Raw genomic sequence first — 21,543 nt, 5'->3', positions numbered from 1 at the left:
GCGAGGTTTTCCCGGAGCGAGCGGGTTCAACGGCCCTATCGGCAGCACCCAAGAGGAGGATGAAATGAAACGACTTCTTACAATGCTTGCCATTATGTCGATAGGCGGCGGTGCACAGGTCGCTTTCGCCAACGATGAGTTGCAGAAGCTCATCGATGACCCCAATCAATGGGCCATCCAGACCGGCGATTATGCCAACCTGCGCTACTCCAAGCTCGACCAGATCAACAAGGACAACGTAGGCAAACTTCAGGTTGCCTGGACCTTCTCGACCGGCGTTCTGCGTGGTCACGAAGGTTCGCCGCTCGTCATCGGCGACCTGATGTACGTCCATACGCCGTTCCCGAACACGGTCTACGCGCTGGATCTCAGCAAGGATGGCCAGATCGTCTGGAAATACGAGCCGAAGCAGGATCCGAACGTGATCCCGGTGATGTGTTGCGACACCGTCAATCGCGGCGTGGCCTATGCGGATAACAAGATCTTCCTGCATCAGGCCGATACGACGGTCGTGGCACTCGACGCCAAGACCGGCAAGGTCATCTGGAGCGTCAAGAACGGCGATGCTACCAAGGGCGAGACGAATACCGCCACCGTCATGCCGGTGAAGGACAAGATTCTCGTCGGCATATCCGGCGGCGAGTTCGGCGTCCGCGGTCACGTGACGGCCTATTCGATGGCAGACGGGAAGGTCCTGTGGCGTGGTTACTCCATGGGGCCGGACAGCGATACGCTGATCGATCCTGAAAAGACCACCCATCTGGGCAAGCCGGTCGGCAAGGACTCCGGCCTCACCACCTGGGAAGGCGATCAGTGGAAGATCGGCGGCGGCACGACCTGGGGCTGGTACTCCTACGATCCGGAAGAAAATCTGGTATATTACGGAACCGGCAACCCTTCGACCTGGAACCCGACCCAGCGGCCGGGCGACAATCGGTGGTCGATGACCATCTTCGCGCGTGATGTCGATACCGGCATGGCCAAATGGCTCTATCAGATGACGCCCCATGACGAATGGGACTACGACGGCGTCAACGAGATGATCCTGACCGAACAGCAGATCGACGGTAAGGACCGCAAGCTGCTGACCCACTTCGACCGGAACGGCTTCGGCTATACGATGGACCGCGTCACTGGCGAGCTGCTCGTGGCCGAGAAATACGATCCCACGGTCAACTGGGCAACTGAAGTGGTCATGGATCCGAAGTCCGACAAATACGGTCGGCCTCAGGTCGTGGCACAGTATTCGACCGAGCAAAACGGCGAAGACACCAACACCACCGGCGTCTGCCCGGCGGCACTCGGCACCAAGGACCAGCAGCCTGCGGCCTATTCGCCTAAGACCGAGCTGTTCTATGTGCCCACCAACCACGTCTGCATGGACTACGAGCCGTTCCGGGTAAGCTACACCGCCGGCCAGCCCTATGTCGGGGCCACGCTTTCGATGTACCCGCCGAAGGACAGCCACGGCGGCATGGGCAATTTCATTGCCTGGGACAACAAGGAAGGCAAGATCAAGTGGTCTCTGCCGGAGCCTTTCTCGGTCTGGTCCGGCGCTCTGGCGACAGCCGGCGATGTGGTCTTCTACGGAACGCTCGAGGGCTATCTCAAGGCGGTCGACGCGGCAACCGGCAAGGAGCTCTATCGCTTTAAGACGCCTTCCGGGGTGATCGGCAACGTGATGACCTATGCCCGTGAAGGCAAGCAGTACGTGGCGGTGCTCTCCGGTGTCGGCGGCTGGGCCGGTATCGGTCTGGCAGCGGGCCTGACCAACCCGACTGAAGGTCTGGGAGCCGTCGGCGGCTACTCGGCCCTCAGCAACTACACCGCACTCGGCGGCACGCTCACCGTGTTCAAGCTGCCGGAGTAAGGGGCAAACTTCGCCCGGGAGTTGGCGCGGGCTCATCAAGCCCGCGCCAACTCATACCAGCCCCCAAAGGACGTAAGATGACCAGATCAAGACCAGCCGTACCGATGATCCTCGCCTTTTTGACGTTTATGGCGAGCGCCGCAGGCGCAGAAGATGCGCCAAAGGACAACATCACCGCTGTGCGCGACGAAAACGGGCGCTACTACACCGCCGACGACGTTCCCACTTTCAAGATCGCCGAGGACGGCACGGTCGACTGGCTCACCTATTCGGGCTTTCGCCGCTACCACTCGGAATGTCACGTCTGTCATGGCCCGGAGGGCGAGGGGTCGAGCTATGCGCCGGCCTTGAAGACCTCCGCGATCAACATGGACTACTACGATTTCGTCGATGTCGTCACGAACGGGCGCAAGAAGGTGAACGCTGCCGAGAACTCGGTGATGCCTGCCTTCGGCGAGAACGTCAACGTGATGTGTTATCTCGACGACATCTACGTCTATCTGAAAGCGCGCGGAGCCGATGCGCTGCCGCGGGGACGTCCGGCCAAGAAGGAAGCGAAATCCGATGCGATCAAGGAAGCTGAAACGGCTTGTCTCGGTCACGAGTAGCCTCCTGGCAGCCGCCGGCGCTCTCATCGCGGCCGCCGGCTCTCAGCAGGCGGCGGCCCAGACATCGGATCTTGTTTCGAAAACGGCGTTTCGAGTCTGTGCCGATCCGGCCAATCTGCCGATGTCGGATCGTTCGGGTAAGGGCTACGAGAACAGGATCGCCGAACTGATGGCATCCAAGCTCGGTTTGCCGGTGGAGTACACCTGGTTTCCGATAGCGACGGGCTTCGTGCGCAAGACCCTGCAGGCCAATGCCTGCGACGTGGTCATCGGTTTTGCCCAGGGCGATGAGCTGGTCCTGAACACCAACCATTACTATACATCGTCCTATGTGCTGATCGTTGCCTCGGAAGGTCCCCTGGGCGGTGTCACGACGCTTGCCGACCCTCTTCTCAAGGACAAGCGGATCGGCATCGTCGCGGGAACGCCGCCGGCGACGCATATGGCGAGAAACGGACTGCTGCCCAAGGCCAAAGGCTATCATTTGATGGTCGACCGGCGCTACGAGGATCCGGCCGACGACATGCTCGCCGACCTGGAATTCGGCGCCCTCGACGCAGCCATCCTCTGGGGGCCGATCGGCGGGCCGCTCGTCAAGGCAAGCCACCCGAAGCTGAAGGCGACCCCGCTTCTGTCGGAGACCACGCCGCCAAAGCTCTTCTACCGCATCACAATGGGCGTGCGGCAAGGCGAGAAGGTCTGGGAGCGCAAGCTCAATTCTCTCATTCGTCGAAATCAGTCCGAGATCAACGCGATCCTCGCCGATGCCGGCGTGCCGCTCCTGAACGACATGGGAACCGGCCCGCTCGAGGCGCAGCAATGACCCGCCTGCGGCTCCATTCGCTGGTCCTGCTCCTGCTTGCCGCCTTCCCGGCGGCGGCGGCCGAGGAGCCTGCCGGCTACCGCGAGAGCGAGTACCGCGCCGAGGTGCCGGCGACGCTTTCCGGTGCGACGGTCGTGTCGACCGAAGCTGCCCATGCATTGTGGAAGACCGGTCAGGTCGCTTTCATCGACGTCCTGCCGCGGCCGCCGAAGCCGACTAATCTCCCGGAGGGGACGGTCTGGAACGAAAAGCCGCGCCTGTCCATTCCATCTGCCCTATGGCTGCCGAATGTCGGCTATGGCCAGCTGGCCGACGCCATGCACGCCTATTTTCGCGCCGGCCTGGAAAAGGCGACCGGTGGCGACAAGGACCGGCCGGTGCTGTTCTTTTGCCTCGACGGCTGCTGGATGTCCTGGAACGCCGGAAAGCGCGCCCTGGAATATGGCTACACACGTGTCTTCTGGTATCCGCAGGGCACCGATGGCTGGACGGCCGCCGGCTACCCCACGGAGCGCATCGACCCGGAGCCCGGCGGCCGGTGAAATGAGGGGACGTGTCGGAGGACTGCAATCTCTCCGCTTCCGTGGCGCGGGAAGAGTTTTTTCAGCCCAAGGACTTGGTCTGGCTGGATCCCTGTGACGAGCACAGGGATGAGGAGATCAAACAAGCCGCGGCGGGTCATCCCGAACCTCAAAGGACCTTGATCGGGAATCCTTCAGGATTTGAAGAAGTGGTTTTTCAGGATGTAGCGGATGCCGCGCAGCCAGCTGTCGTCGGTGTTCGAGCGGATGTCGACGGCAAGGCCGCGCAGCATCTCGCCGGACTCCACGTCGCGCAGTACGAGCTCCACCGATAGGATAAGGTTGGAGATCTTCCGCACTTCGCCGACCAGCACGTAGTCGGCGCCAAGCCGCTCGCCCATGCTCAGGTCGCAGCCGTTGCAGTCGGCAGGATTGACCGCGCTGGCGAGTTCGGCCGCCACTGGCTCGTTCGTGAGAATGACGAAGCCTTCCTGAACGAAGCGGTCGCGCGCTGCGCTTTCCATGAGCTCCAGCCGCGCGGTCTCGTCGGCGCGCACTCCGTTATAGGCGCCCTCCGTCGACAGATCGATGAAGGTCATGCCGAGGAATGCTACCTTGGCGCCCGGCGTGAGCGGCTTGTCCAGCGCGGCACGAGCGAGCGCCGGCAACAGTGCCAGGACAAGGATGGAGACAAGGACTGTCAGGGTGTGCCGCATGAAATTCAGCCTAGCACACGCATGTCGCTAAACTACGCTCCTTAAGTATCGGTTTTGCGACCCATACTGCGCTGTTAGTCTCCATTTCCGAGGGAGTGTCAGGAAGATTGGGAGGTCGTTCCGGCAATGCCTAACCTAAAGCTTTTGCTTGCCGTTTTCTGGGCGACGGTGCTGCTCACGTCTCCCTTGCCGGCGGCGGAGGTGAAGACGGCTGTGCTGCGGATCGATCGTGTCGTCGGTCCGCCGATCTCGCGGCTCGATGCGCCGCCCGCCGACCTGGGCTTTGCCGGCGCCATGCTGGGCAACGAGGACAACCGGACCACCGGCGCTTTCACCGGCATGGACTACACCGTGAAAACGCAGGCGGTTGCGCCGGAAGAGGCGGTGGCGGCGCTCGATGGGCTGAAGGCGGAAGGCATCGGTCTCATCGCGGTGATCGCCGAAGGCGACATACTGAAGGCGCTCTCCGACAAGGCCGGACCGGAAGTTCTGCTTTTCAATTCGGGCGCTCGCGACGACGGGCTGCGCGATGCCGACTGCCGGGCCAATGTGCTGCACGTCTCGCCGAGCCGTTCGATGCTCAGCGACAGCATCGTTCAGTTTCTCATGTGGAAGAAATGGCCGCGTATCCTGCTGATCCACGGCTCTCATCCCGAAGACAAGCTGCTTGCCGACAGCTATCGCAAATCGGCCGCCAAGTTCGGCGCTGAGATCGTCGAGGAGCGGGAGTTCGTCGACACCGGCGGCAGCCGGCGCACGGATACCGGTCATGTCATGGTGCAAAAGCAGATTCCCGTCTTCACCCAGGAGGCCGAGGAATACGACGTCATCGTCGCGGCCGACGAGGCGGGCGTTTTCGCGCCCTATCTGCCCTATCACAGCTGGGACGCGAGGCCGGTTGCCGGCTCTGCGGGCCTGCGTCCGGTCTCCTGGCATCCTGCTCACGAGGCCTGGGGTGCGACCCAGTTCCAGCGCCGCTTCGAAAAACTCACCGGCCGTTACATGCGCGAGGAAGATTACCAGGCATGGCTTGCGATGCGGGTGATCGGGGAGGCGGTGACGCGGTCCGGCAAGGCCGATCCCGGAACCGTGCGGGCCTACGCCCTTTCCAAGGATTTCGAACTGGCTGCGTTCAAGGGCCAGAAATTGACCTTCCGCACCTGGAACGGGCAGTTGCGGCAACCGGTCCTTTTGACCGAGGGCCGGGTGACCGTTTCCGTATCGCCGCAGGACGGCTACCTGCACCAGAATTCGCCGCTCGACACGCTGGGTATCGATGCGCCCGAGACAGCCTGTCACGCATTTGGAGGATAAGATGCTCAGACCCGCACTGGCGATTGTGTCTGCCGTTCTGCTGTCTGCCGGTTCGGCCGAGGCCAACAAGGTCTTCGTGAGCAACGAGCGCGGCAACAACATAACCGTGCTCGACAGTGAAAGCTGGGAAGTGATCGCCACGTTTCCGGCCGGAAACAGGCCGCGCGGCATCACCATCAGTCCGGACGGCAAGGAACTCTACGTCTGCGCGTCGGACGACGACACTGTTCGGGTTTTCGATCCCGAGACCTATAAGGAACTGCACACGTTGCCGTCAGGCCCGGATCCGGAGCTTTTCGCCCTCGATCCTTCGGGCAATCCGCTCTACATCGCCAATGAGGACGACAATCTCGTGACCGTCGTGGACGTCAAGACGCGCCAGGTACTGGCCGAGGTGCCCGTCGGGGTCGAGCCGGAAGGCGTCGCGGTCAGCCCGGATGCAAAGACGATCATCAATACGTCCGAAACCACCAATATGGCGCATTTCATCGACGCCTCGACCTACAAGATCGTGCACAACGTGCTGGTGGACCAGCGGCCGCGCTATGCGGAATTCACGGCAGACGGCAAGAAGCTCTACGTCAGCGCCGAGATCGGCGGCACGGTTTCGGTGATCGACGTGTCGGCGGCCGAGCCGAAAATCACCAAGAAGATTACTTTCGAAGTGCCGGGCGTTCTGCCGGAATGGCTGCAGCCGGTCGGCGTCAAGGCCACCAAGGACGGCTCGCGCATCTTCGTGGCGCTTGGACCCGCAAACCGCGTCGCAGTGATCGACGGGAAGACCGACGAGGTGCTCGATTACCTCCTTGTCGGACAGCGGGTCTGGCAGATGGCATTCACGCCGGGCGAGAAATTCCTGATCACCACCAACGGCAATTCCAATGATGTCAGCATCATCGACGTGAAGGCGGAAAAGGTGATCCGCTCGGTTCAGGTGGGCGAGCAGCCCTGGGGGGTCGTGGTCGCGCCGGATTAAACGGGTGCAATTTGCAAATATCAACGGGGAGGAGTTCATCGTGCATAAATCGGTTCTTGCGGCGCTCGCCGCGCTCTCTCTGGCGAGCCCGGCCGTTGCCGCGCCGCTTTGCAGCGACCTCGGCTTTGCCGGCCTGCTTGCCAAATGCAACCGCGGCGAGCCGATCGAGATCACGCTCGCGTCCGGAAAGCCGCTCGGCAAGGGTGCCATTACGCTTCAGTCCGGCGCATACTACGAAATGCAGATCACGGCGGACGGATCGGCGGAGCTGGCGATTACCGGTGCGCCGTTCTTTCGTGCGATCTGGATGAACGAGATCGTTGTCAACGGCATAGAAGTTCGCCCAATGGCGATCGACAGTCTGGAATTCGACGAGGCCGGGACGGCAACCCTGTCCTTCATCGCCGTCAAGCCGGGCAGCTATGAGGTGAAGATTCCGGAAACCTCCGGCGACAGCCAGAAAGTATCGATTTCCATACAGTGAAACGGTCGCCCGAGAAGTCCGCGGCACAGGGAGCCCGAAGGCGGCGGTTCCGGGGAGGAAGAAATGAAGACTTTGAGACTGATCGTGGCCGCTTGCCTGTTCGCATTCGGACCGGCTGCGGCCTCGGCCGACGAGTTGCCGCAGTTGCGGGCGGCCATGCTGGCATCGGGAACCGTCAACTGGGAAATATCCACCATCAAGACCCATGAATTCGACCGCAAGAACGGCTTCGAGCTGGCCGTCCAGGACTATGCGGACAACGGCGCGACGCGCGTCGCCTTCGAGGGCGGCGAGGCCGACACCATGGTGGCCGACTGGATCTGGGTGGCCAACCAGCGTGCCTCCGGCAAGAACTATGTTTTCATCCCCTATTCGCGGGCAGTCGGCGGCCTGATGGTCAAGGACGACAGCGGCATCAAGGCGCTGCCGGATCTTGCCGGCAAGAAGATCGGCATTGCCGGAGGTCCGCTCGACAAGAGCTGGCTGATCCTGCGCGCCTATGCCAGGCAGCAGCATGACATGGACCTCGCAGCCGAAACCGAGCAGGTGTTCGGCGCTCCGCCTTTGATCTTCAAGTCGGCGCTTTCGGGCGAGACGGCGGGTACGATCAATTTCTGGCACTTCCTCGCGAAGATGAGGGCCAAGGGCATGCATGAACTGGTCTCCGTCTCGGATGCTGCGGCGGCGCTCAAGCTCGATCCCGATACGCCGCTCCTCGGTTACGTGTTGAAGGGCGAATATGCCGCGACCCATCCGGAAATCGTGAAGGGGCTTTACAAGGCCTCGCGCACGGCCAAGGATCTGCTGCGCGAGAACGACGAGGTGTGGGAGGAATTGCGGGACAAGATGAATGCGGCCGACGACGCTGAATTCATTGCCCTGCGCGACGGCTATCGCGCCGGCATTCCGAGCGGCAAGCCGATCGACGAGGCGGCCGCCGACCGGTTTCTGCGGCTAATGGCGGAACTTGGTGGAGAAGAGCTCGTCGGCAAGGCGACAAGCCTGCCCAGTGGATTGTTCCTGCACCTTGAATAAGACGCTGCAACATCCTGCCTTGGTGCGCGCATTGTCGCTGGGGCTGCTGTTGCTCTTGTGGATAGCGGCCGCCGGCTTCACGGACGACGCGTCGGTCCTGCCGCAGCCCTGGGCGCTCTGGGAACCCTTCGTGCAAGCGGTCAGTTCCGGCGCCTTGCCCTATCACCTGGGAATGACGCTCTGGCGCGTGATCTGCGCATTCGTGCCGGCCATGGTGATCGGCGTGGCGATCGGCTTTCTGATGGGACGCGTTGCCGCCGTCGATCGATGGCTCGACCCATGGCTTGTCGTGTTTCTGAACCTGCCGGCGCTCGTGCTCATCGTGTTGTGCTACATCTGGATCGGCCTCAACGAGACAGCCGCCATTACCGCGGTGGTGCTCAACAAGATCCCGAATGTCGCAACGCTTCTGCGCGAGGGCGCGAGGGCGCTCGACCCCGACCTCGACTCCATGGCGGCGGTTTACCGCATGCGTCCGCTGGCGCGGCTGCGACACGTGATCATGCCGCAGCTTGCGCCCTTCATTGCCGCTGCCGCCCGGTCCGGCATCGCGGTGATATGGAAGATCGTGCTGGTGGTCGAGTTTCTCGGCCGCTCCAGCGGGGTCGGATTCCAGATCCATTTCTATTTCCAGCTTTTCAACGTCGCCATGGTGCTTGTCTATTCGCTTTCCTTCATCGGCGTGATGCTGCTGGTGGAGGCTTTCTTCCTGCAGCCGGCCGAACGCCGGGTGCGGCGCTGGAGGACGGCGTGATCAGGATCGATGTCAGACGAAAGGCATTCGGCGAAGAGGAGGTCCTGCGCGACATCCGCTTCGAGATGGAGATCGGCGAGACGGTCGCCATTCTCGGTCCGTCGGGCGTCGGCAAGTCGACGCTGCTTCGTCTCGTCGCCGGCATCGACACCGCTTTCGAGGGCGAGATCACCCGGCCGGAAAACATCGCCATGGTTTTCCAGGAGCCTGTCCTTCTGCCGTGGAGAAGCGTCATCGAGAACCTGACATTGGTGCATCCGCAACTCGGGGCGCAAGCTGCACTCTCAGCGCTGGAGCGGACCGGCATTGCCGACAGGGCCGGGCTCTTTCCCGGCCAGCTGTCGCTCGGCCAGCAGCGGCGGCTGGCGCTGGCGCGGGCCTTTGCCGGGCGGCCGGAGCTGCTCGTCCTGGACGAGCCCTATGTGTCGCTCGATCCTGCGATGGCCGAGGACATGCTGGCCCTGACCGAGGCGCTGATCGCGGAAACGGCCCCCGCCGTCATTCTCGTGACCCATTCGGAGGCCGAGGCGCGGCGGCTCGCCCGGCGCTGCCTCCGCCTTGCCGGGAAACCGGCGACGATTATAGAAGAGTTTGCGGCGGCGCCGGGAAGGGCATCATGATCGGGCTCGAGATCAGCCATGTCAGCTACAGCTACGGAAAGTCCCGGGCGCTGGACGATGTCAGCTTCTCCGTCAGGACCGGCCGGTTCTGCGCGCTGCTCGGGCCGAACGGCGCCGGCAAATCGACGCTCTTCGCTCTTCTGACGCGGCTGCTCGCGACAAGGGCCGGTACGATCGGCGTGGCCGGCTTCGACATTGCGCGCGAGCCGCGTGCGGCGCTCGCGCGCATCGGGGTGGTGTTCCAGCAGCCTACCCTCGATCTCGACATGTCGGTGCGCCGCAACCTGCGCTATTTCGCCGGACTTCATGGCCTGTCGGGGCGGCAGGCCGCTGTGGCGATCGAAGCGGCGCTGACGCAGCTCGGCATGCCCGAGCGGGCCGACGAGCAGGTGCGTGCGCTTAACGGCGGTCACCGGCGGCGCATGGAGATCGCGCGGGCCTTGATCCACAAGCCGCAGATATTGCTGCTCGACGAGCCGACGGTCGGACTGGACGCCGCCTCCCGGCAGGCGATCACCGACCATGTGCATCTGCTTGCCGAGAGCGGGCTTGCGGTGCTCTGGGCGACGCATCTGGTCGACGAGATCCGGCCGGAGGACCAGGTCGTCGTTCTGCATCGCGGCAAGGTGCTGAGCGACGGCACCGCCGCGGAACTCGCGGGCGGGCAAGGGCTCGCCAAGGCGTTCCTGTCGATGACGGCCGAGGGCCGGGAGGTTCCGGCATGAAGGCATGGCTGGTCGCGCTTTCCGCAATCGTCACCCGCGAAAATCTGCGCTTCGTCCGCCAGCGCGGGCGGTTTCTGGCGGCACTCGTGCGCCCGCTCGTCTGGCTGATCGTCTTTGCCGCCGGCTTCCGCGCGGCGCTCGGCGTGTCGATCATCCCGCCCTACCAGACCTATATCACCTATGAAGTCTATATCCTTCCGGGGCTCTGCGGCATGATCCAGCTCTTCAACGGCATGCAATCGTCGCTGGCGCTGGTCTATGACCAGGAGATGGGATCCATGCGTCTCCTGCTGACCTCGCCCCTGCCGCGCTGGTGGCTGCTGTTCTCGAAGCTCCTCGCCGGTGTGATCGTCTCCATCCTGCAGGTGGCAGTGTTCCTGGCCATCGCTGCGCTGACCGGCATCACCGTGCCGCCCGTCGGCTATGTCGCGGTGCTGCCCGCCCTGGTCATCAGCGGATTGATGCTCGGGGCCTTCGGCCTGCTGATATCCTCGACCGTCCGGCAACTCGAGAACTTCGCCGGCGTCATGAACTTCGTGATCTTTCCGATGTTCTTCCTTTCCTCGGCACTTTATCCGCTGTGGAAGATGGCCGAAAGTTCGCCGCTGCTGCGCGACATCTGCGCTCTCAATCCGTTCACCTACGCGGTCGAACTGATACGTTTCGCGCTTTACGGCGAACTCAACCTGACGGCTCTCGCCTGGGTCGGCGCGTGCTTCGTCCTGTTCATGCTCGCCGCCCTCTGGGGCTATAATCCGGCCCGAGCCATGCTCCGGTCGAAAGGCTGAGCCCTGCCCTTGTCAGGGTGTTCGGCGCCGAAAACCGACACTTTCCGCTATATTGCCGCGAGCCGCATTTGCACTGATCCTGCTTGTGAACGAAGGACGTTCAAGCCGAGGAGGAACCAATGCTCAAGCTACATCCGTCCATCGACAACGGCTTTCCGCCTGCCAGTCCGGGCTTTGCCGGCGGTACGCTGAAATGCAAATGCGCCACAGATCCGGTGACCGTGCGGATCGGCTCGCAGACGGCGCACAATCATGCCTGCGGCTGTACCAAATGCTGGAAGCCCGAGGGCGCCATCTTTGCGCAGATCGCCGTCGTCGGCCGCGACAACGTGAACGTCACCTCAGGTGCGGAAAAACTGCAGGTCGTCGATCCGAGCGCGACGATCCAGCGTTACGCCTGCCGCGATTGCGGCACGCACATGTATGGCCGGATCGAAAACACCAAGCATCCCTTCTATGGCCTCGACTTCGTCCACACCGAGCTCAGCGACGAAACGGGCTGGTCGCCGCCCGAATTCGCAGCTTTCGTTTCTTCGATCATCGAAAGCGGTGTGAACCCGGAGAGCATGCCGGAGATACGCGCAAGGCTGACCGAACTCGGCCTGCAGCCCTATGACTGCCTGTCTCCGCCGCTGATGGACGCGATCGCCACGCATATCGCCAAACAGACCGGCGCCCTGCCGGCCTGACCCGTTGCGCATTGGGGACACCGCTCCACCAGCCGACCGTCTCCTCCCTCGGACCCCGCCCGTCGCCTCTTATTTGGGAGGCATTTCGACGGGCGGGGGCTGAGGCGTTTTCTCGACGGGCCCCAAGCCTGTTGCGATCGTCTGCCGTGGTATCCTTCTATCCTCATTCCTGTGCTTGTCACAGGAATGAGGATAGAAGGAGGGACCGATGCAGTCCCTCGATAGGGTTCATAGACCCGTGCGGTCAGTGAAGACGAGGGCCGGAAGTCAAGAAGCCTCCTCGGCTGTCGCGCATCGATGGTGAGCGTCCATCAAACCTGAAAAGCCGAAACCTTCCACTTGATGGTACAGCCTATGGAAGGCTGCTGCTCGGCCGGTCCCTTGCCGAACAGCGCGACCATGACCATGGCCTCGTAGAGATCGCGTCTGAGGTCGGCAGGACCGATCTCCTTGCGCGAGGCGTCCAGCCGTCCGCGATATTGCAGCTTCATGTCCTTGTTGAAGCCGAAGAAATCGGGCGTGCAGACGGCGCGGTAGGCCCTGGCGACGGATTGGTCGTCGTCATGGAGATAAGGAAAGGGCAGGGCATTTTGCGAAGCGAAGCGCTTCATGTTTTCGAACGAGTCCTGCGGGTAATTGCCGGCGTCGTTGGAGTTAACGGCCACGAAGCCGATTCCATGAGCCCTGAGGTCGATCGCGTCCCGGACGATCCGGGCGATGACCGCTTTCACATAGGGGCAGTGATTGCATATGAAGGCAACGACCAGCCCTTTCGGGCCGGCCTGGCCGAATATGGTGTGGGTGAAGCCATCAGCGCCCGGAAGCCTGGCGTCGATCGCTGGCCAGCCGAAATCACAAAGGGGTGGTGTAGCGGCCATGGCTCACGCTGCCTTCCTGATGGCGCCGTCCGAGGCGGCGCGGATAGCCGCGATGTTCCTGGCGTAGTGCTCCTCGCTGCCGCCCTTGAATACCGCCGAGCCGGCAACCAGCACATCGGCCCCGGCCGCGGCAACGAGCGGCGCGGTCTCCGGCGTCACGCCGCCGTCGATCTCTATGTGGATCGGACGGCCGCCGATCATCGACTTCACCCGCCGCACCTTGTCGACCACGGCCGGAATGAAATCCTGGCCGCCGAAGCCGGGATTGACCGTCATCAGGAGGACGAGGTCCAGCCGGTCCAGCACATATTCGATGACGCTCTCCGGCGTCGAGGGATTGAGCGATACGCCCGCCTTGCAGCCGACGTCGCGGATGGCCTGCAGCGAGCGATCGAGATGCGTGGTCGCCTCCGCATGCACGGTGATGATGTCGCAGCCGGCACAGGCGAAAGCGCCGAGATAGGGCGTGGGTGGTTCGATCATCAGATGGCAATCGAACACCTTGTCCGTGCGATCCCGCAGCGCCTTGATGACCGGCGGGCCGAAGGTGATGTTGGGCACGAAGTGGCCGTCCATCACGTCGAGATGGATCCAGTCCGCACCGGCCCGGCACACGGCCTCGACCTCTTCGCCGAGCCGCGAGAAATCGGCCGACAGAACCGAAGGCGCAATGATGGTCTTCTCATTCATGGCGATGTCTCCGTATGACTGGGTTCGACCGTGGCGAACACGCGGCTCGCGGCAATGTCCCGGGCCGTGATGGTCGACAGTTGTTCGGCATCGACCGGTCCGGCGCTTTCCTCGAACAGGCGGTTCGCCTGCCGCAGCCGGGCCCGGTCGAGCGCGTTTCGGATGGAGCGCGCGTTGGCGAAATGCGGCTGGCGCCGGCGGCGCGCGATGTAGTCGCTCATCACCGCAGACGCCTTGCTGTCGAAGCGGTACCCCTGCCGGCTGAGCATGCTCTCGGCGATCGACAGAAGCTCCCCGTTATCATAGTCGGGGAAGTCTATGTGGTGGGCGATGCGCGATCGGAAGCCGGGATTGCTCTCGAAAAACCGGTCCATGCGGTCGGCGTAGCCGGCAAGGATCACGACCAGGTCGTCGCGGTTGTTCTCCATCACCTGCAGCAGGATCTCGATCGCTTCCTGGCCGTAATCGCGTTCGTTGTCGGGACGGTAGAGGTAGTAGGCCTCGTCGATGAAGAGCACGCCCCCCATCGCTTTCTTCAGGATCTCCTTGGTCTTGGGTGCGGTGTGGCCGATATATTGCCCGACCAGATCGTCGCGCGTCACCGACACCAGATGGCCCTTGCGGATATAGCCGAGCCTGTGCAGCAGGTTGGCCATGCGCAGCGCCACCGTCGTCTTGCCGGTGCCGGGGTTGCCGGTGAAGCTCATATGCAGCGACGGCGGCTCATGGCTGAGGCCCATTGCACGGCGGGCCCGCTCGACGAGAAGCAGCGCCGCCGTCTCGCGGATACGCTGCTTCACGGGTTTCAAGCCTACGAGTTCCCGGTCCAGTTCGTCGAGGATTTCGGCGACGCCGGAGGCTTGGTATTCCTCAGCGAGGTCGACCGAGGTCGGCAGGCTTTCGGTGTTCGAGGGAGCATCCGGCATCAGCATTGTCGCTCCTCCTATCGCTGCGTTTCCCACATATAATGCTGGCTGCGGCCGTTGCTCTCCGTCCGGGTCATCCTGAGGCTCGGCTCGTTTTCGGGACGGTTGACGATGAACGACATCGTCACCGTCTCCAGGCCGCGGCTGGAATCGAAGGCGTTGAGGCGGATATAGTCCTGCGGATGGGCCTTGCGGCAATCCTCCAGCTCCATCATCACGCCTTTGGCATCCTTGAGGTCGAACATCGGATTGCCCCACATTTCCCAATAGGTGTTTCTGGGATGAGGGTCGTCGGTATACTCGACGCCGATAGCCCAACCCTTTCCAAGGCAATATTCCACCTGCGCCGTGATCTGCTCGTCGGTCAGGTCCGGCAGGAACGAGAAGCATCCCTGGGTGATACGCATGTCGTCTCTCCTTCTCTTCTTGTCCGTCAGGTTCTGGTCTGTCAGGCCGCGGTTACGCTCGGCACGAAATCCGACGTATCGGTCGGGGTGTAGTTGAAGCTGATATTGCCCCAGATATCGAGGGCCGCTTCCAGCGGTTTGCACCACTTCGCCGCCGCCCGCAGGATCTCGGGACCTTCGTGGGCGATGTCGCGGCCCTCGTTGCGGGCAAGCACCATGGCTTCCAGGGCGACGCGATTGGCGGTGGCCCCTGCCTGGATGCCCATCGGATGCCCGATCGTGCCGCCGCCGAACTGCAGTACGACATCGTCGCCGAAAAGATCGAGCAGCTGGTGCATCTGGCCGGCATGGATGCCGCCCGAGGCGACGGGCATAACCTTCTTGAGGTCCGCCCAGTCCTGCTCGAAGAACAGACCGCGCGGAAGGTCGACCTCGTTCTTCATTTCGCGGCAGACATTGTAGTAGCCCTGCACGGTCGGCGGGTCGCCCTCGAGCTTGCCGACGGCCGTGCCCGCATGCAGGTGGTCGACGCCGGCGAGCCGCAGCCATTTGGCGATCACGCGGAAGGAAATGCCATGGTTCTTCTGGCGCGTATAGGTGCCGTGACCGGCCCGGTGCATGTGCAGGATCATGTCGTTCTGCCGGCACCATTCCGATATCGACTGGATCGCAGTCCATCCGACGATGAGATCGACCATGACGATGACCGAGCCGAGTTCCTTGGCGAATTCGGCGCGCCGGTACATTTCCTCCATCGTGCCGGCAGTGATGTTGAGATAGTGCCCCTTCACCTCGCCGGTGACGGCAGCAGCGTGGTTGACGGCCTCCATGCAGTAGAGATAGCGGTCGCGCCAATGCATGAAGGGCTGCGAATTGATGTTCTCGTCGTCCTTCATGAAGTCGAGACCGCCCTTCAGCCCCTCATAGACGACGCGGCCATAGTTCTTGCCAGACAGGCCGAGCTTCGGCTTGGTCGTGGCACCCAGCAGCGGCTTACCGAACTTGTCGAGCCGTTCGCGCTCGACGACGATCCCGGTCGGCGGGCCCCTGAAGGTCTTCACATAGGCGACGGGCAGGCGCATATCCTCGAGCCTTGCCGCCTTCAGCGGCTTGAACGAGAAGACGTTGCCGATGATCGATGCCGTCAGGTTCGCGATCGACCCTTCCTCGAAGAGGATGAGGTCGTAGGCGACATAGCAGAAATACTGCCCCGGCGTTCCCGGCACCGGATCGACCCGGTAGGCCTTGGCGCGGTATTGATCGCAGGCCGTCAGGCGATCGGTCCAGACGACCGTCCATGTGGCCGTCGAGCTTTCGCCGGCAACGGCGGCGGCCGCTTCGATCGGATCGACGCCGTCCTGCGGCGTGATCCGGAAGAGCGCGATCAGGTCGGTGTCCTTCGGCTCGTAGTCTCCGTTCCAATAGCCCATCTGGGCGTATTTCAGCACGCCGGCCTTGTAACGTTCGCGGCCCTTGATCTCTGTCTTTGCGTCGGCGTTCATAGTATGGGGTCCTTTCCTCTGAATGGATGCGATCAGGCGGCTTCCGACCGCGCAGACTGGGGTTTCAGGGAGCCGCTTGCGTAGCGGCGGGCCATCTCCGGCATCGGCACGACCTTGATGCGGGATGCGTTTCCTGCGGTGCCGAAGGCCTCGAAACGGGCCTTGCAGACCGCCGACATGGCGTCCATGGCGGGTTTCAGGAATTTGCGCGGGTCGAATTCGCTGCGGCTCGTGTCGGCGACGCGGCGAAAGGCAGCGGCCGCGGCAAGGCGCAGATCGGTGTCGATATTGACCTTGCGCACGCCGAAGCGGATGCCACGCACGATCTCCTCGACGGGGACGCCGTAGGTCTCGCGCATCTGGCCGCCATGGGCGTTGAAAACGTCCTGCCATTCCTGCGGCACGGAGGAGGAGCCGTGCATCACGATATGGGTGTCCGGCAGCCGCTCATGGATCTTCTCGATCACGTCCATGGCGAGGACTTCGCCGGTCGGCTTGCGGGTAAACTTGTAGGCCCCGTGCGAGGTGCCGATGGCGACGGCCAGCGCATCGACGCCCGTCTCGGCGACGAAGCGGGCGGCTTCGTCCGGATCGGTAAGCAGTTGCGAACGGTCGAGCGCGCCTTCGAAGCCGTGGCCGTCCTCGGCCTCGCCATGGCCGGTCTCGAGCGATCCAAGGCAGCCGAGTTCGCCTTCGACCGAGGCGCCGACCATGTGCGCGAGGCGGCTCACCTCGGCGGTGATCGAGACGTTATAGTCGTAATCGGCAGGGGTCTTGGCATCCTCCTTCAGCGAGCCGTCCATCATCACCGAGGTGAATCCGTGCTGGATCGCCGTGAGGCAGGTCGCGACATTGTTGCCGTGATCCTGGTGGATGCAGAGCGGAATGTCTGGATACATCTCTTCCAGAGCTTCCATCATCTTGGCGAGCATGACGTCGTTTGCGTAGGAGCGGGCGCCACGCGAGACCTGGAGGATCACGGGAGCATCTGAGGCTCGCGCCGCCTCCATGATCGCAAGCCCCTGTTCCATGTTGTTGATGTTGAATGCCGGCACGCCATAGCTGCGTTCGGCGGCGTGATCGAGCAATTGGCGAAGCGTGATGCGGGCCATTGTCATGCCTCCTCGGATGATCTGACGATGTGGGCGACCGGTTTGCCGGTCCGGGCACCTATGGGCGGCGTTTCCGGGCATGCCCGGCGGAGAAGCTCCAGGGCTTCTGCGACGACATGGTCGGCGGTAATGCCGAAATGGCGGTAGAGGTCTCCGGCCGGTGCCGAGGCACCGAAGCCTGTCATGCCGACGAAAGCACTGTCGGGGCCCATCCAAAGGTCCCAGCCGAGGCGGCCCGCCGCCTCGATGGCGATGCGCGGTGCATCTCCGAGGACCTGCCTATGATAGGCCGCGTCCTGAGCCTCGAACTTCTCCCAGCACGGCATGGAGACCACCGCCGCTGCTATGCCTTCTTCGGCCTGCAGGCGCTCCGCTGCGGCGACGGCGATCTCGACTTCGGATCCCGTGGCGAGAAGCGTGATGTCCCGGTCGCCGCGCGCCTCCCTCAGGACATAGGCCCCGAGCGCCGACAGGTTCTCGTTCCCGTCCGTCCGGCGCAGCATCGGCAGGGCCTGCCGTGAAAGGGCGAGGACGCTCGGCGTGTTCTTCTCGCCAAGCGCGATCTCCCAGCATTCCGCCGTCTCGATGATGTCGGCCGGCCGGAAGACGTTGAGGTTGGGCGTGGCGCGCAGCATGGCCAGATGCTCGACCGGCTGGTGCGTCGGGCCGTCTTCGCCGAGCCCGATGGAATCATGGGTCAGCACATAGATGACCGGCAGGCCCATCAGGGCCGAAAGACGCATCGCACCGCGGGCATAGTCGGAAAAGACCAGGAAAGTGCCCCCATAGGGGATGAAGCCGCCATGGAGCGCGATGCCGTTCATGGCGGCCGCCATGCCGTGCTCGCGGATGCCGTAATGCAGGTAGCGGCCCTTGAAATTGCCCGGCGAGATGGGCTGTGTCTGCGAGGTCAAAGTCAGGTTCGAGCCGGTCAGGTCGGCCGAGCCGCCGATCGTCAAAGCGGTGGCGCCGTTGATGACCTCCAGAGCCATCTGCGAGGCCTGACGCGTCGCGACCTTCGTAGCCCTTGTGCGATGCGCGCCCCGGAATCTTGCAAGCAGATCGCCGACCTCGCCGTCGAGCTGCCGCTCTACGGTCTGCTCGTAGCGCTTTTTCGAGCGCGAAGCGTCAAGGCGGATTTCCCACGCCTCGCGGGCCGTGCGGCCCCGCGTCGCCACCTTTTCCCAGGCGGCCTTGATCTCGGGCGGAACGGAGAAGGGCGGATGCGGCCAGCCGAGTTTTTCGCGTGTGGCAGCGATCTCCTTTTCGCCGAGCGCCGCGCCGTGGGTCTTGTGCGAGCCCTCCATGCTGGCGGCACCCTTGCCGATGCGGGTGCGGCAGGCGATCAGCGACGGCTTTCGGGTCCGGCGCGCCCGTTCGATCGCTTTTGCCACCGCGTCGGGGTCGTGGCCATCGACTGCTTGCGCATCCCAGCCGGCGGCGCGGAAACGCGCAAGCTGGTTCATCGAGGTGGAGAGATCGGTCGAGCCGTCGATCGATATCCGGTTGTCGTCCCACAGCACGACGAGCTTGCGCAACTTCAAATGTCCGGCAAGGTCGATCGCCTCGTGGCTGATCCCCTCCTGCAGGCAGCCGTCTCCGGCTACCACGTAAGTGAAGTGGTTGCAGAGCGCACTGCCGAAGCGGGCGGCCATCATCTGTTCGGCGATCGCCATGCCGACAGCGGTCGAGATCCCCTGGCCGAGCGGGCCGGTGGTGGTCTCGATACCGAGGGCATGGCCATATTCGGGGTGGCCGGCCGTTTTCGAGCCGAGCTGGCGGAAGGATGAAAGCTCGGTCATCGGCATATCGGCGAAGCCGATGAGGTGATGGAGCGAATAGAGCAGCATCGAGCCATGGCCGGCCGAAAGCACGAAACGGTCGCGGTCCGGCCAGTCGGGGAGTGACGGATCGATCCTGATGAAGCGGTTGAAGAGGACCGTCACCGCGTCGGCCATACCCATCGGCATGCCGGGGTGGCCGGAGTTGGCCTTCTCGACGGCATCCATGGAAAGAAACCGGATGGCATCGGCCATGCTGCGCTCCGAGGCGGCGGCGCGGGGTCCGATCTGCTGCGAAACATTCATGATGTCCTCCTCACGACATGCGGTGCTTGCGCTCGAGCAGCTTGTGGATGAGCGGGGTGAAGATCAGCTGCATGGCGAGATCGAGCTTGTCGCCCGGCACCACGATGGAATTGGCGCGCGACATGTAGCTGTTGTGCAGCATCGACAGCAGGTAGGGGAAATCGATGCTTTGCGGCTTGGCGAAGCGGATGACCAGGATGGATTCGGCCGGGGTCGGTATCCAGCGGGCGATAAAGGGATTGGACGTGTCGACGATCGGTACGCGCTGAAAATTGATGTCCGTGAGGGAGAATTGCGGGCAGATATAGTTCACGTAGTCGGGCATGCGCCGCAGGATGGTGTCGGTCACGGCCTCGGTGGAGTAGCCGCGGGTCGCCTTGTCGCGATGGATCTTCTGGATCCATTCGAGATTTATCACGGGCACGACGCCGATCTTCAGGTCGCAATGCTGCGCGAGATTGACCGTGTCGGTGACGGCGCAGCCATGCAGCCCCTCGTAGAAGAGGAGGTCGCTGTCGCGGAATTCTTCCCAGTCGGTGAACGTGCCGGGGTCCGAACCGAATTTCGCGGCCTCGGCCTCGTCGTGCACGTAGTGACGGGTGCGCCCGACCCCGCGCCGGCCATATTCGGCGAAGACGCTTTCAAGGATTTCCAGTTCGTTCGCCTCGGCGGAGAAATGCGTGAAGTCGACGCCTCGGGCTTTCTCCTCCGCTATCTTGCTGCGCATGGTTTCCCGGTCGAAGCGATGAAAGGCATCGCCTTCGATGAAGGACGCCGAGATGTTCTCGCGCTTGAATATCTTCTCGAAGGTGTCCTTGACGGTCGTGGTTCCGGCGCCGGACGAACCCGTGATGGAGATGATGGGGAATTTGGCCGACATATTTTTCTCCTCAGGCCCGGAACAGACCGCGCTTGCCGAAGAGCGGAGCGCGTTCGCCAATCATGTTCGGGTCGACGTGATAGCGGGTGATGCGCGCCACCTCGCGGCGCGAACCGAAAACCAGAGGCACGCGCTGGTGCAGATTTTCCGGAACGAGATCGAGAATGCGGTCGATGGACGTGGTGGCCGCGCCGCCGGCATTCTCGATGATGAAGGCGATCGGGTTGGCCTCGTAGACGAGCCGCAGCCGGCCCTGGCTATATCCCTTCCGGCCGTCGGCGGGATAGAGAAAGATCCCGCCGCGGATGAGGATGCGATAGGTTTCCGCGACGAGCGAGGCGATCCAGCGCATGTTGAAATCCCGCTCGCGCGGGCCCTCGGAGCCTGCCAGGCAGTCGTCGACATAGAGCCGGATCGCTTCTTCCCAGTGCCGGTAGTTCGACATGTTGATGGCGAATTCGTGCGCGCGCTCCGGGATGATGGCCGACTTGTAGGCCTCGACGAAACATCCGAGCCTGCTGGAGAAGATGAAGATCTCCGTCCCCTTGCCGAGCGACAGGACCAGAGCGGTCTGCGGTCCGTAGATAAAGAAGCCCGCCGCCAGTTGCCGGTTTCCAGGTTGCAGGAAGGACTGGGAGGGGTCCACGTCCGGCCCCTTGGCGGCGGGAAGCACCGAGAAGATCGTGCCGATGGAAACGTTGTTATCGATGTTCGAAGAGCCGTCGAGCGGGTCGATGGCAACTGCGAGGCGCGCCGACGGGTCGAGCAGAACCGGATTTTCCAGTTCTTCCGAGGCGTAGCATGCGACGGGGGCGCCTTGCAGACACGTCAGGAATTGGTCGTCGCACAGGATGTCGAGATCCTTCTGCAGATCGCCATCCGTGTTGCTGCCGCCGTGGGTGCCGTTGAAAGCGGTGCCGAGCGCTCCCTGGTTGACGAGCTTGCGGATGTCGAGGGCGGCCTTCGCCAGCCTCTGGATCACGGCGGCGACGTCCCGTGAAAGGTCGTCGCCGCGGGCCGTGCATGAAGCGAGGTAAGCTTCGAGAGTCGCGCCTGACATGATGTCTCCTCCACACGCTGTCGAGGGAAGGATGGCGCAAAAGGGGAGTTTGTAAAATTTATTCATTTGACTTCATAA

Annotated in this window: 23 protein-coding genes; 13 read left to right on the top strand and 10 right to left on the bottom strand. The window is 63.0% G+C overall.

Features of this window, described 5'->3' with window-relative positions:
- The first annotated feature begins 64 nt into the window (after positions 1-64).
- The 4 genes from xoxF5 (at position 65) to M1D34_RS24945 (ending at position 3,843) form a co-directional block, all read left to right on the top strand.
- Positions 65-1,870 (top strand): lanthanide-dependent methanol dehydrogenase XoxF5, encoded by a 1,806-nt coding sequence (gene xoxF5 / locus M1D34_RS24960; protein WP_010975084.1) that lies wholly within the window; start codon positions 65-67, stop codon positions 1,868-1,870.
- A 77-nt stretch (positions 1,871-1,947) separates the two neighbouring features.
- Positions 1,948-2,478 carry a c-type cytochrome, methanol metabolism-related gene (locus M1D34_RS24955; protein ID WP_010975085.1) on the top strand — a complete coding sequence of 177 codons (531 nt, stop codon included), beginning with the start codon at positions 1,948-1,950 and terminating at the stop codon, positions 2,476-2,478.
- Positions 2,435-3,301, top strand: coding sequence for a substrate-binding domain-containing protein (locus tag M1D34_RS24950; RefSeq protein ID WP_498782966.1), 867 nt, complete (start codon positions 2,435-2,437; stop codon positions 3,299-3,301). Before M1D34_RS24955 ends, M1D34_RS24950 begins: the two co-directional genes overlap by 44 nt.
- Entirely contained in the window at positions 3,298-3,843 is a 546-nt protein-coding gene (locus tag M1D34_RS24945; protein WP_003528756.1) for a PQQ-dependent catabolism-associated CXXCW motif protein, read from the top strand. The genes M1D34_RS24950 and M1D34_RS24945 overlap by 4 nt, the downstream gene beginning before the upstream one ends.
- Positions 3,844-4,016: 173 nt before the next feature.
- Here the strand turns inward: M1D34_RS24945 and M1D34_RS24940 are convergent, their stop codons facing one another.
- Positions 4,017-4,538, bottom strand: a complete 522-nt coding sequence (locus M1D34_RS24940; RefSeq protein ID WP_498782964.1) for a DUF3280 domain-containing protein — start codon at positions 4,536-4,538, stop codon at positions 4,017-4,019.
- A gap of 126 nt (positions 4,539-4,664) precedes the next feature.
- On the opposite strand from M1D34_RS24940, the gene M1D34_RS24935 reads away from it, so the two are divergent.
- From M1D34_RS24935 to gfa, 9 genes are all read left to right on the top strand, one after another.
- On the top strand, positions 4,665-5,852 hold the full coding sequence (locus M1D34_RS24935) for an ABC transporter substrate-binding protein (RefSeq protein WP_498782962.1): 1,188 nt from the start codon (positions 4,665-4,667) through the stop codon (positions 5,850-5,852).
- Position 5,853: 1 nt separating this feature from the next.
- The gene (locus M1D34_RS24930) at positions 5,854-6,828 is read left to right on the top strand and encodes a YVTN family beta-propeller repeat protein (RefSeq protein WP_498782960.1); all 975 of its coding nucleotides are present in this window, start codon (positions 5,854-5,856) and stop codon (positions 6,826-6,828) included.
- Positions 6,829-6,868: 40 nt separating this feature from the next.
- Positions 6,869-7,312, top strand: a complete 444-nt coding sequence (locus M1D34_RS24925) for a cupredoxin domain-containing protein (RefSeq protein WP_014527586.1) — start codon at positions 6,869-6,871, stop codon at positions 7,310-7,312.
- A 63-nt stretch (positions 7,313-7,375) separates the two neighbouring features.
- On the top strand, positions 7,376-8,347 hold the full coding sequence (locus M1D34_RS24920; protein ID WP_498782958.1) for an ABC transporter substrate-binding protein: 972 nt from the start codon (positions 7,376-7,378) through the stop codon (positions 8,345-8,347).
- A complete protein-coding gene (locus tag M1D34_RS24915; RefSeq protein ID WP_498782956.1) occupies positions 8,340-9,101 on the top strand; it encodes an ABC transporter permease in 762 nt (253 codons plus the stop codon). The genes M1D34_RS24920 and M1D34_RS24915 overlap by 8 nt, the downstream gene beginning before the upstream one ends.
- Positions 9,098-9,721 carry an ABC transporter ATP-binding protein gene (locus M1D34_RS24910; RefSeq protein ID WP_015243476.1) on the top strand — a complete coding sequence of 208 codons (624 nt, stop codon included), beginning with the start codon at positions 9,098-9,100 and terminating at the stop codon, positions 9,719-9,721. The genes M1D34_RS24915 and M1D34_RS24910 overlap by 4 nt, the downstream gene beginning before the upstream one ends.
- The gene (locus M1D34_RS24905; protein ID WP_498782953.1) at positions 9,718-10,446 is read left to right on the top strand and encodes an ABC transporter ATP-binding protein; all 729 of its coding nucleotides are present in this window, start codon (positions 9,718-9,720) and stop codon (positions 10,444-10,446) included. Before M1D34_RS24910 ends, M1D34_RS24905 begins: the two co-directional genes overlap by 4 nt.
- On the top strand, positions 10,443-11,234 hold the full coding sequence (locus tag M1D34_RS24900; RefSeq protein ID WP_003528734.1) for an ABC transporter permease: 792 nt from the start codon (positions 10,443-10,445) through the stop codon (positions 11,232-11,234). The genes M1D34_RS24905 and M1D34_RS24900 overlap by 4 nt, the downstream gene beginning before the upstream one ends.
- Before the next feature lie 119 nt (positions 11,235-11,353).
- Positions 11,354-11,923, top strand: a complete 570-nt coding sequence (gene gfa, locus M1D34_RS24895) for an S-(hydroxymethyl)glutathione synthase (protein ID WP_498782951.1) — start codon at positions 11,354-11,356, stop codon at positions 11,921-11,923.
- A 311-nt stretch (positions 11,924-12,234) separates the two neighbouring features.
- Here the strand turns inward: gfa and M1D34_RS24890 are convergent, their stop codons facing one another.
- From M1D34_RS24890 to M1D34_RS24850, 9 genes are read right to left on the bottom strand one after another with little or no spacing between them, the layout of a single operon-like run.
- On the bottom strand, positions 12,235-12,801 hold the full coding sequence (locus M1D34_RS24890) for a thioredoxin family protein (protein WP_498782949.1): 567 nt from the start codon (positions 12,799-12,801) through the stop codon (positions 12,235-12,237).
- A 3-nt stretch (positions 12,802-12,804) separates the two neighbouring features.
- Positions 12,805-13,491, bottom strand: coding sequence for a ribulose-phosphate 3-epimerase (rpe, locus tag M1D34_RS24885; RefSeq protein ID WP_014527581.1), 687 nt, complete (start codon positions 13,489-13,491; stop codon positions 12,805-12,807).
- On the bottom strand, positions 13,488-14,423 hold the full coding sequence (gene cbbX, locus M1D34_RS24880) for a CbbX protein (protein WP_014530809.1): 936 nt from the start codon (positions 14,421-14,423) through the stop codon (positions 13,488-13,490). Before cbbX ends, rpe begins: the two co-directional genes overlap by 4 nt.
- An 11-nt stretch (positions 14,424-14,434) precedes the next feature.
- Positions 14,435-14,824, bottom strand: coding sequence for a ribulose bisphosphate carboxylase small subunit (locus M1D34_RS24875; protein WP_014527580.1), 390 nt, complete (start codon positions 14,822-14,824; stop codon positions 14,435-14,437).
- 41 nt (positions 14,825-14,865) lie between these two features.
- Entirely contained in the window at positions 14,866-16,326 is a 1,461-nt protein-coding gene (locus M1D34_RS24870) for a form I ribulose bisphosphate carboxylase large subunit (RefSeq protein ID WP_498782946.1), read from the bottom strand.
- 32 nt (positions 16,327-16,358) lie between these two features.
- Positions 16,359-17,438, bottom strand: coding sequence for a class II fructose-bisphosphate aldolase (gene fba / locus M1D34_RS24865; protein WP_010975101.1), 1,080 nt, complete (start codon positions 17,436-17,438; stop codon positions 16,359-16,361).
- A gap of 2 nt (positions 17,439-17,440) precedes the next feature.
- A complete protein-coding gene (gene tkt / locus M1D34_RS24860; protein ID WP_498782943.1) occupies positions 17,441-19,525 on the bottom strand; it encodes a transketolase in 2,085 nt (694 codons plus the stop codon).
- Positions 19,526-19,535: 10 nt separating this feature from the next.
- Positions 19,536-20,405 carry a phosphoribulokinase gene (locus tag M1D34_RS24855; RefSeq protein WP_003528721.1) on the bottom strand — a complete coding sequence of 290 codons (870 nt, stop codon included), beginning with the start codon at positions 20,403-20,405 and terminating at the stop codon, positions 19,536-19,538.
- Between the two features lie 10 nt (positions 20,406-20,415).
- Positions 20,416-21,465 carry a class 1 fructose-bisphosphatase gene (locus M1D34_RS24850; protein ID WP_003528720.1) on the bottom strand — a complete coding sequence of 350 codons (1,050 nt, stop codon included), beginning with the start codon at positions 21,463-21,465 and terminating at the stop codon, positions 20,416-20,418.
- Positions 21,466-21,543: the final 78 nt, after the last annotated feature.

The organism is Ensifer sp. D2-11 (assembly GCF_054161295.1).
Note: the sequence above shows the minus strand (reverse complement) of the source record. Positions and strands in the feature narration are given on the sequence as shown.

Excerpts from the sequence above, each read along its gene's own strand:
- M1D34_RS24920 (WP_498782958.1), top strand. The coding sequence starts at position 7,376 with ATGAAGACTTTGAGACTGATCGTGGCCGCTTGCCTGTTCGCATTCGGA.
- M1D34_RS24950 (WP_498782966.1), top strand. The coding sequence starts at position 2,435 with ATGCGATCAAGGAAGCTGAAACGGCTTGTCTCGGTCACGAGTAGCCTC.
- M1D34_RS24940 (WP_498782964.1), bottom strand. The coding sequence starts at position 4,538 with ATGCGGCACACCCTGACAGTCCTTGTCTCCATCCTTGTCCTGGCACTG.
- M1D34_RS24935 (WP_498782962.1), top strand. The coding sequence starts at position 4,665 with ATGCCTAACCTAAAGCTTTTGCTTGCCGTTTTCTGGGCGACGGTGCTG.
- fba (WP_010975101.1), bottom strand. The coding sequence starts at position 17,438 with ATGGCCCGCATCACGCTTCGCCAATTGCTCGATCACGCCGCCGAACGC.
- M1D34_RS24900 (WP_003528734.1), top strand. The coding sequence starts at position 10,443 with ATGAAGGCATGGCTGGTCGCGCTTTCCGCAATCGTCACCCGCGAAAAT.
- gfa (WP_498782951.1), top strand. The coding sequence starts at position 11,354 with ATGCTCAAGCTACATCCGTCCATCGACAACGGCTTTCCGCCTGCCAGT.
- M1D34_RS24870 (WP_498782946.1), bottom strand. The coding sequence starts at position 16,326 with ATGAACGCCGACGCAAAGACAGAGATCAAGGGCCGCGAACGTTACAAG.
- M1D34_RS24955 (WP_010975085.1), top strand. The coding sequence starts at position 1,948 with ATGACCAGATCAAGACCAGCCGTACCGATGATCCTCGCCTTTTTGACG.
- rpe (WP_014527581.1), bottom strand. The coding sequence starts at position 13,491 with ATGAATGAGAAGACCATCATTGCGCCTTCGGTTCTGTCGGCCGATTTC.
- M1D34_RS24855 (WP_003528721.1), bottom strand. The coding sequence starts at position 20,405 with ATGTCGGCCAAATTCCCCATCATCTCCATCACGGGTTCGTCCGGCGCC.
- M1D34_RS24890 (WP_498782949.1), bottom strand. The coding sequence starts at position 12,801 with ATGGCCGCTACACCACCCCTTTGTGATTTCGGCTGGCCAGCGATCGAC.
- M1D34_RS24905 (WP_498782953.1), top strand. The coding sequence starts at position 9,718 with ATGATCGGGCTCGAGATCAGCCATGTCAGCTACAGCTACGGAAAGTCC.
- M1D34_RS24875 (WP_014527580.1), bottom strand. The coding sequence starts at position 14,824 with ATGCGTATCACCCAGGGATGCTTCTCGTTCCTGCCGGACCTGACCGAC.
- M1D34_RS24850 (WP_003528720.1), bottom strand. The coding sequence starts at position 21,465 with ATGTCAGGCGCGACTCTCGAAGCTTACCTCGCTTCATGCACGGCCCGC.
- xoxF5 (WP_010975084.1), top strand. The coding sequence starts at position 65 with ATGAAACGACTTCTTACAATGCTTGCCATTATGTCGATAGGCGGCGGT.
- M1D34_RS24945 (WP_003528756.1), top strand. The coding sequence starts at position 3,298 with ATGACCCGCCTGCGGCTCCATTCGCTGGTCCTGCTCCTGCTTGCCGCC.
- M1D34_RS24930 (WP_498782960.1), top strand. The coding sequence starts at position 5,854 with ATGCTCAGACCCGCACTGGCGATTGTGTCTGCCGTTCTGCTGTCTGCC.
- cbbX (WP_014530809.1), bottom strand. The coding sequence starts at position 14,423 with ATGCTGATGCCGGATGCTCCCTCGAACACCGAAAGCCTGCCGACCTCG.
- tkt (WP_498782943.1), bottom strand. The coding sequence starts at position 19,525 with ATGAATGTTTCGCAGCAGATCGGACCCCGCGCCGCCGCCTCGGAGCGC.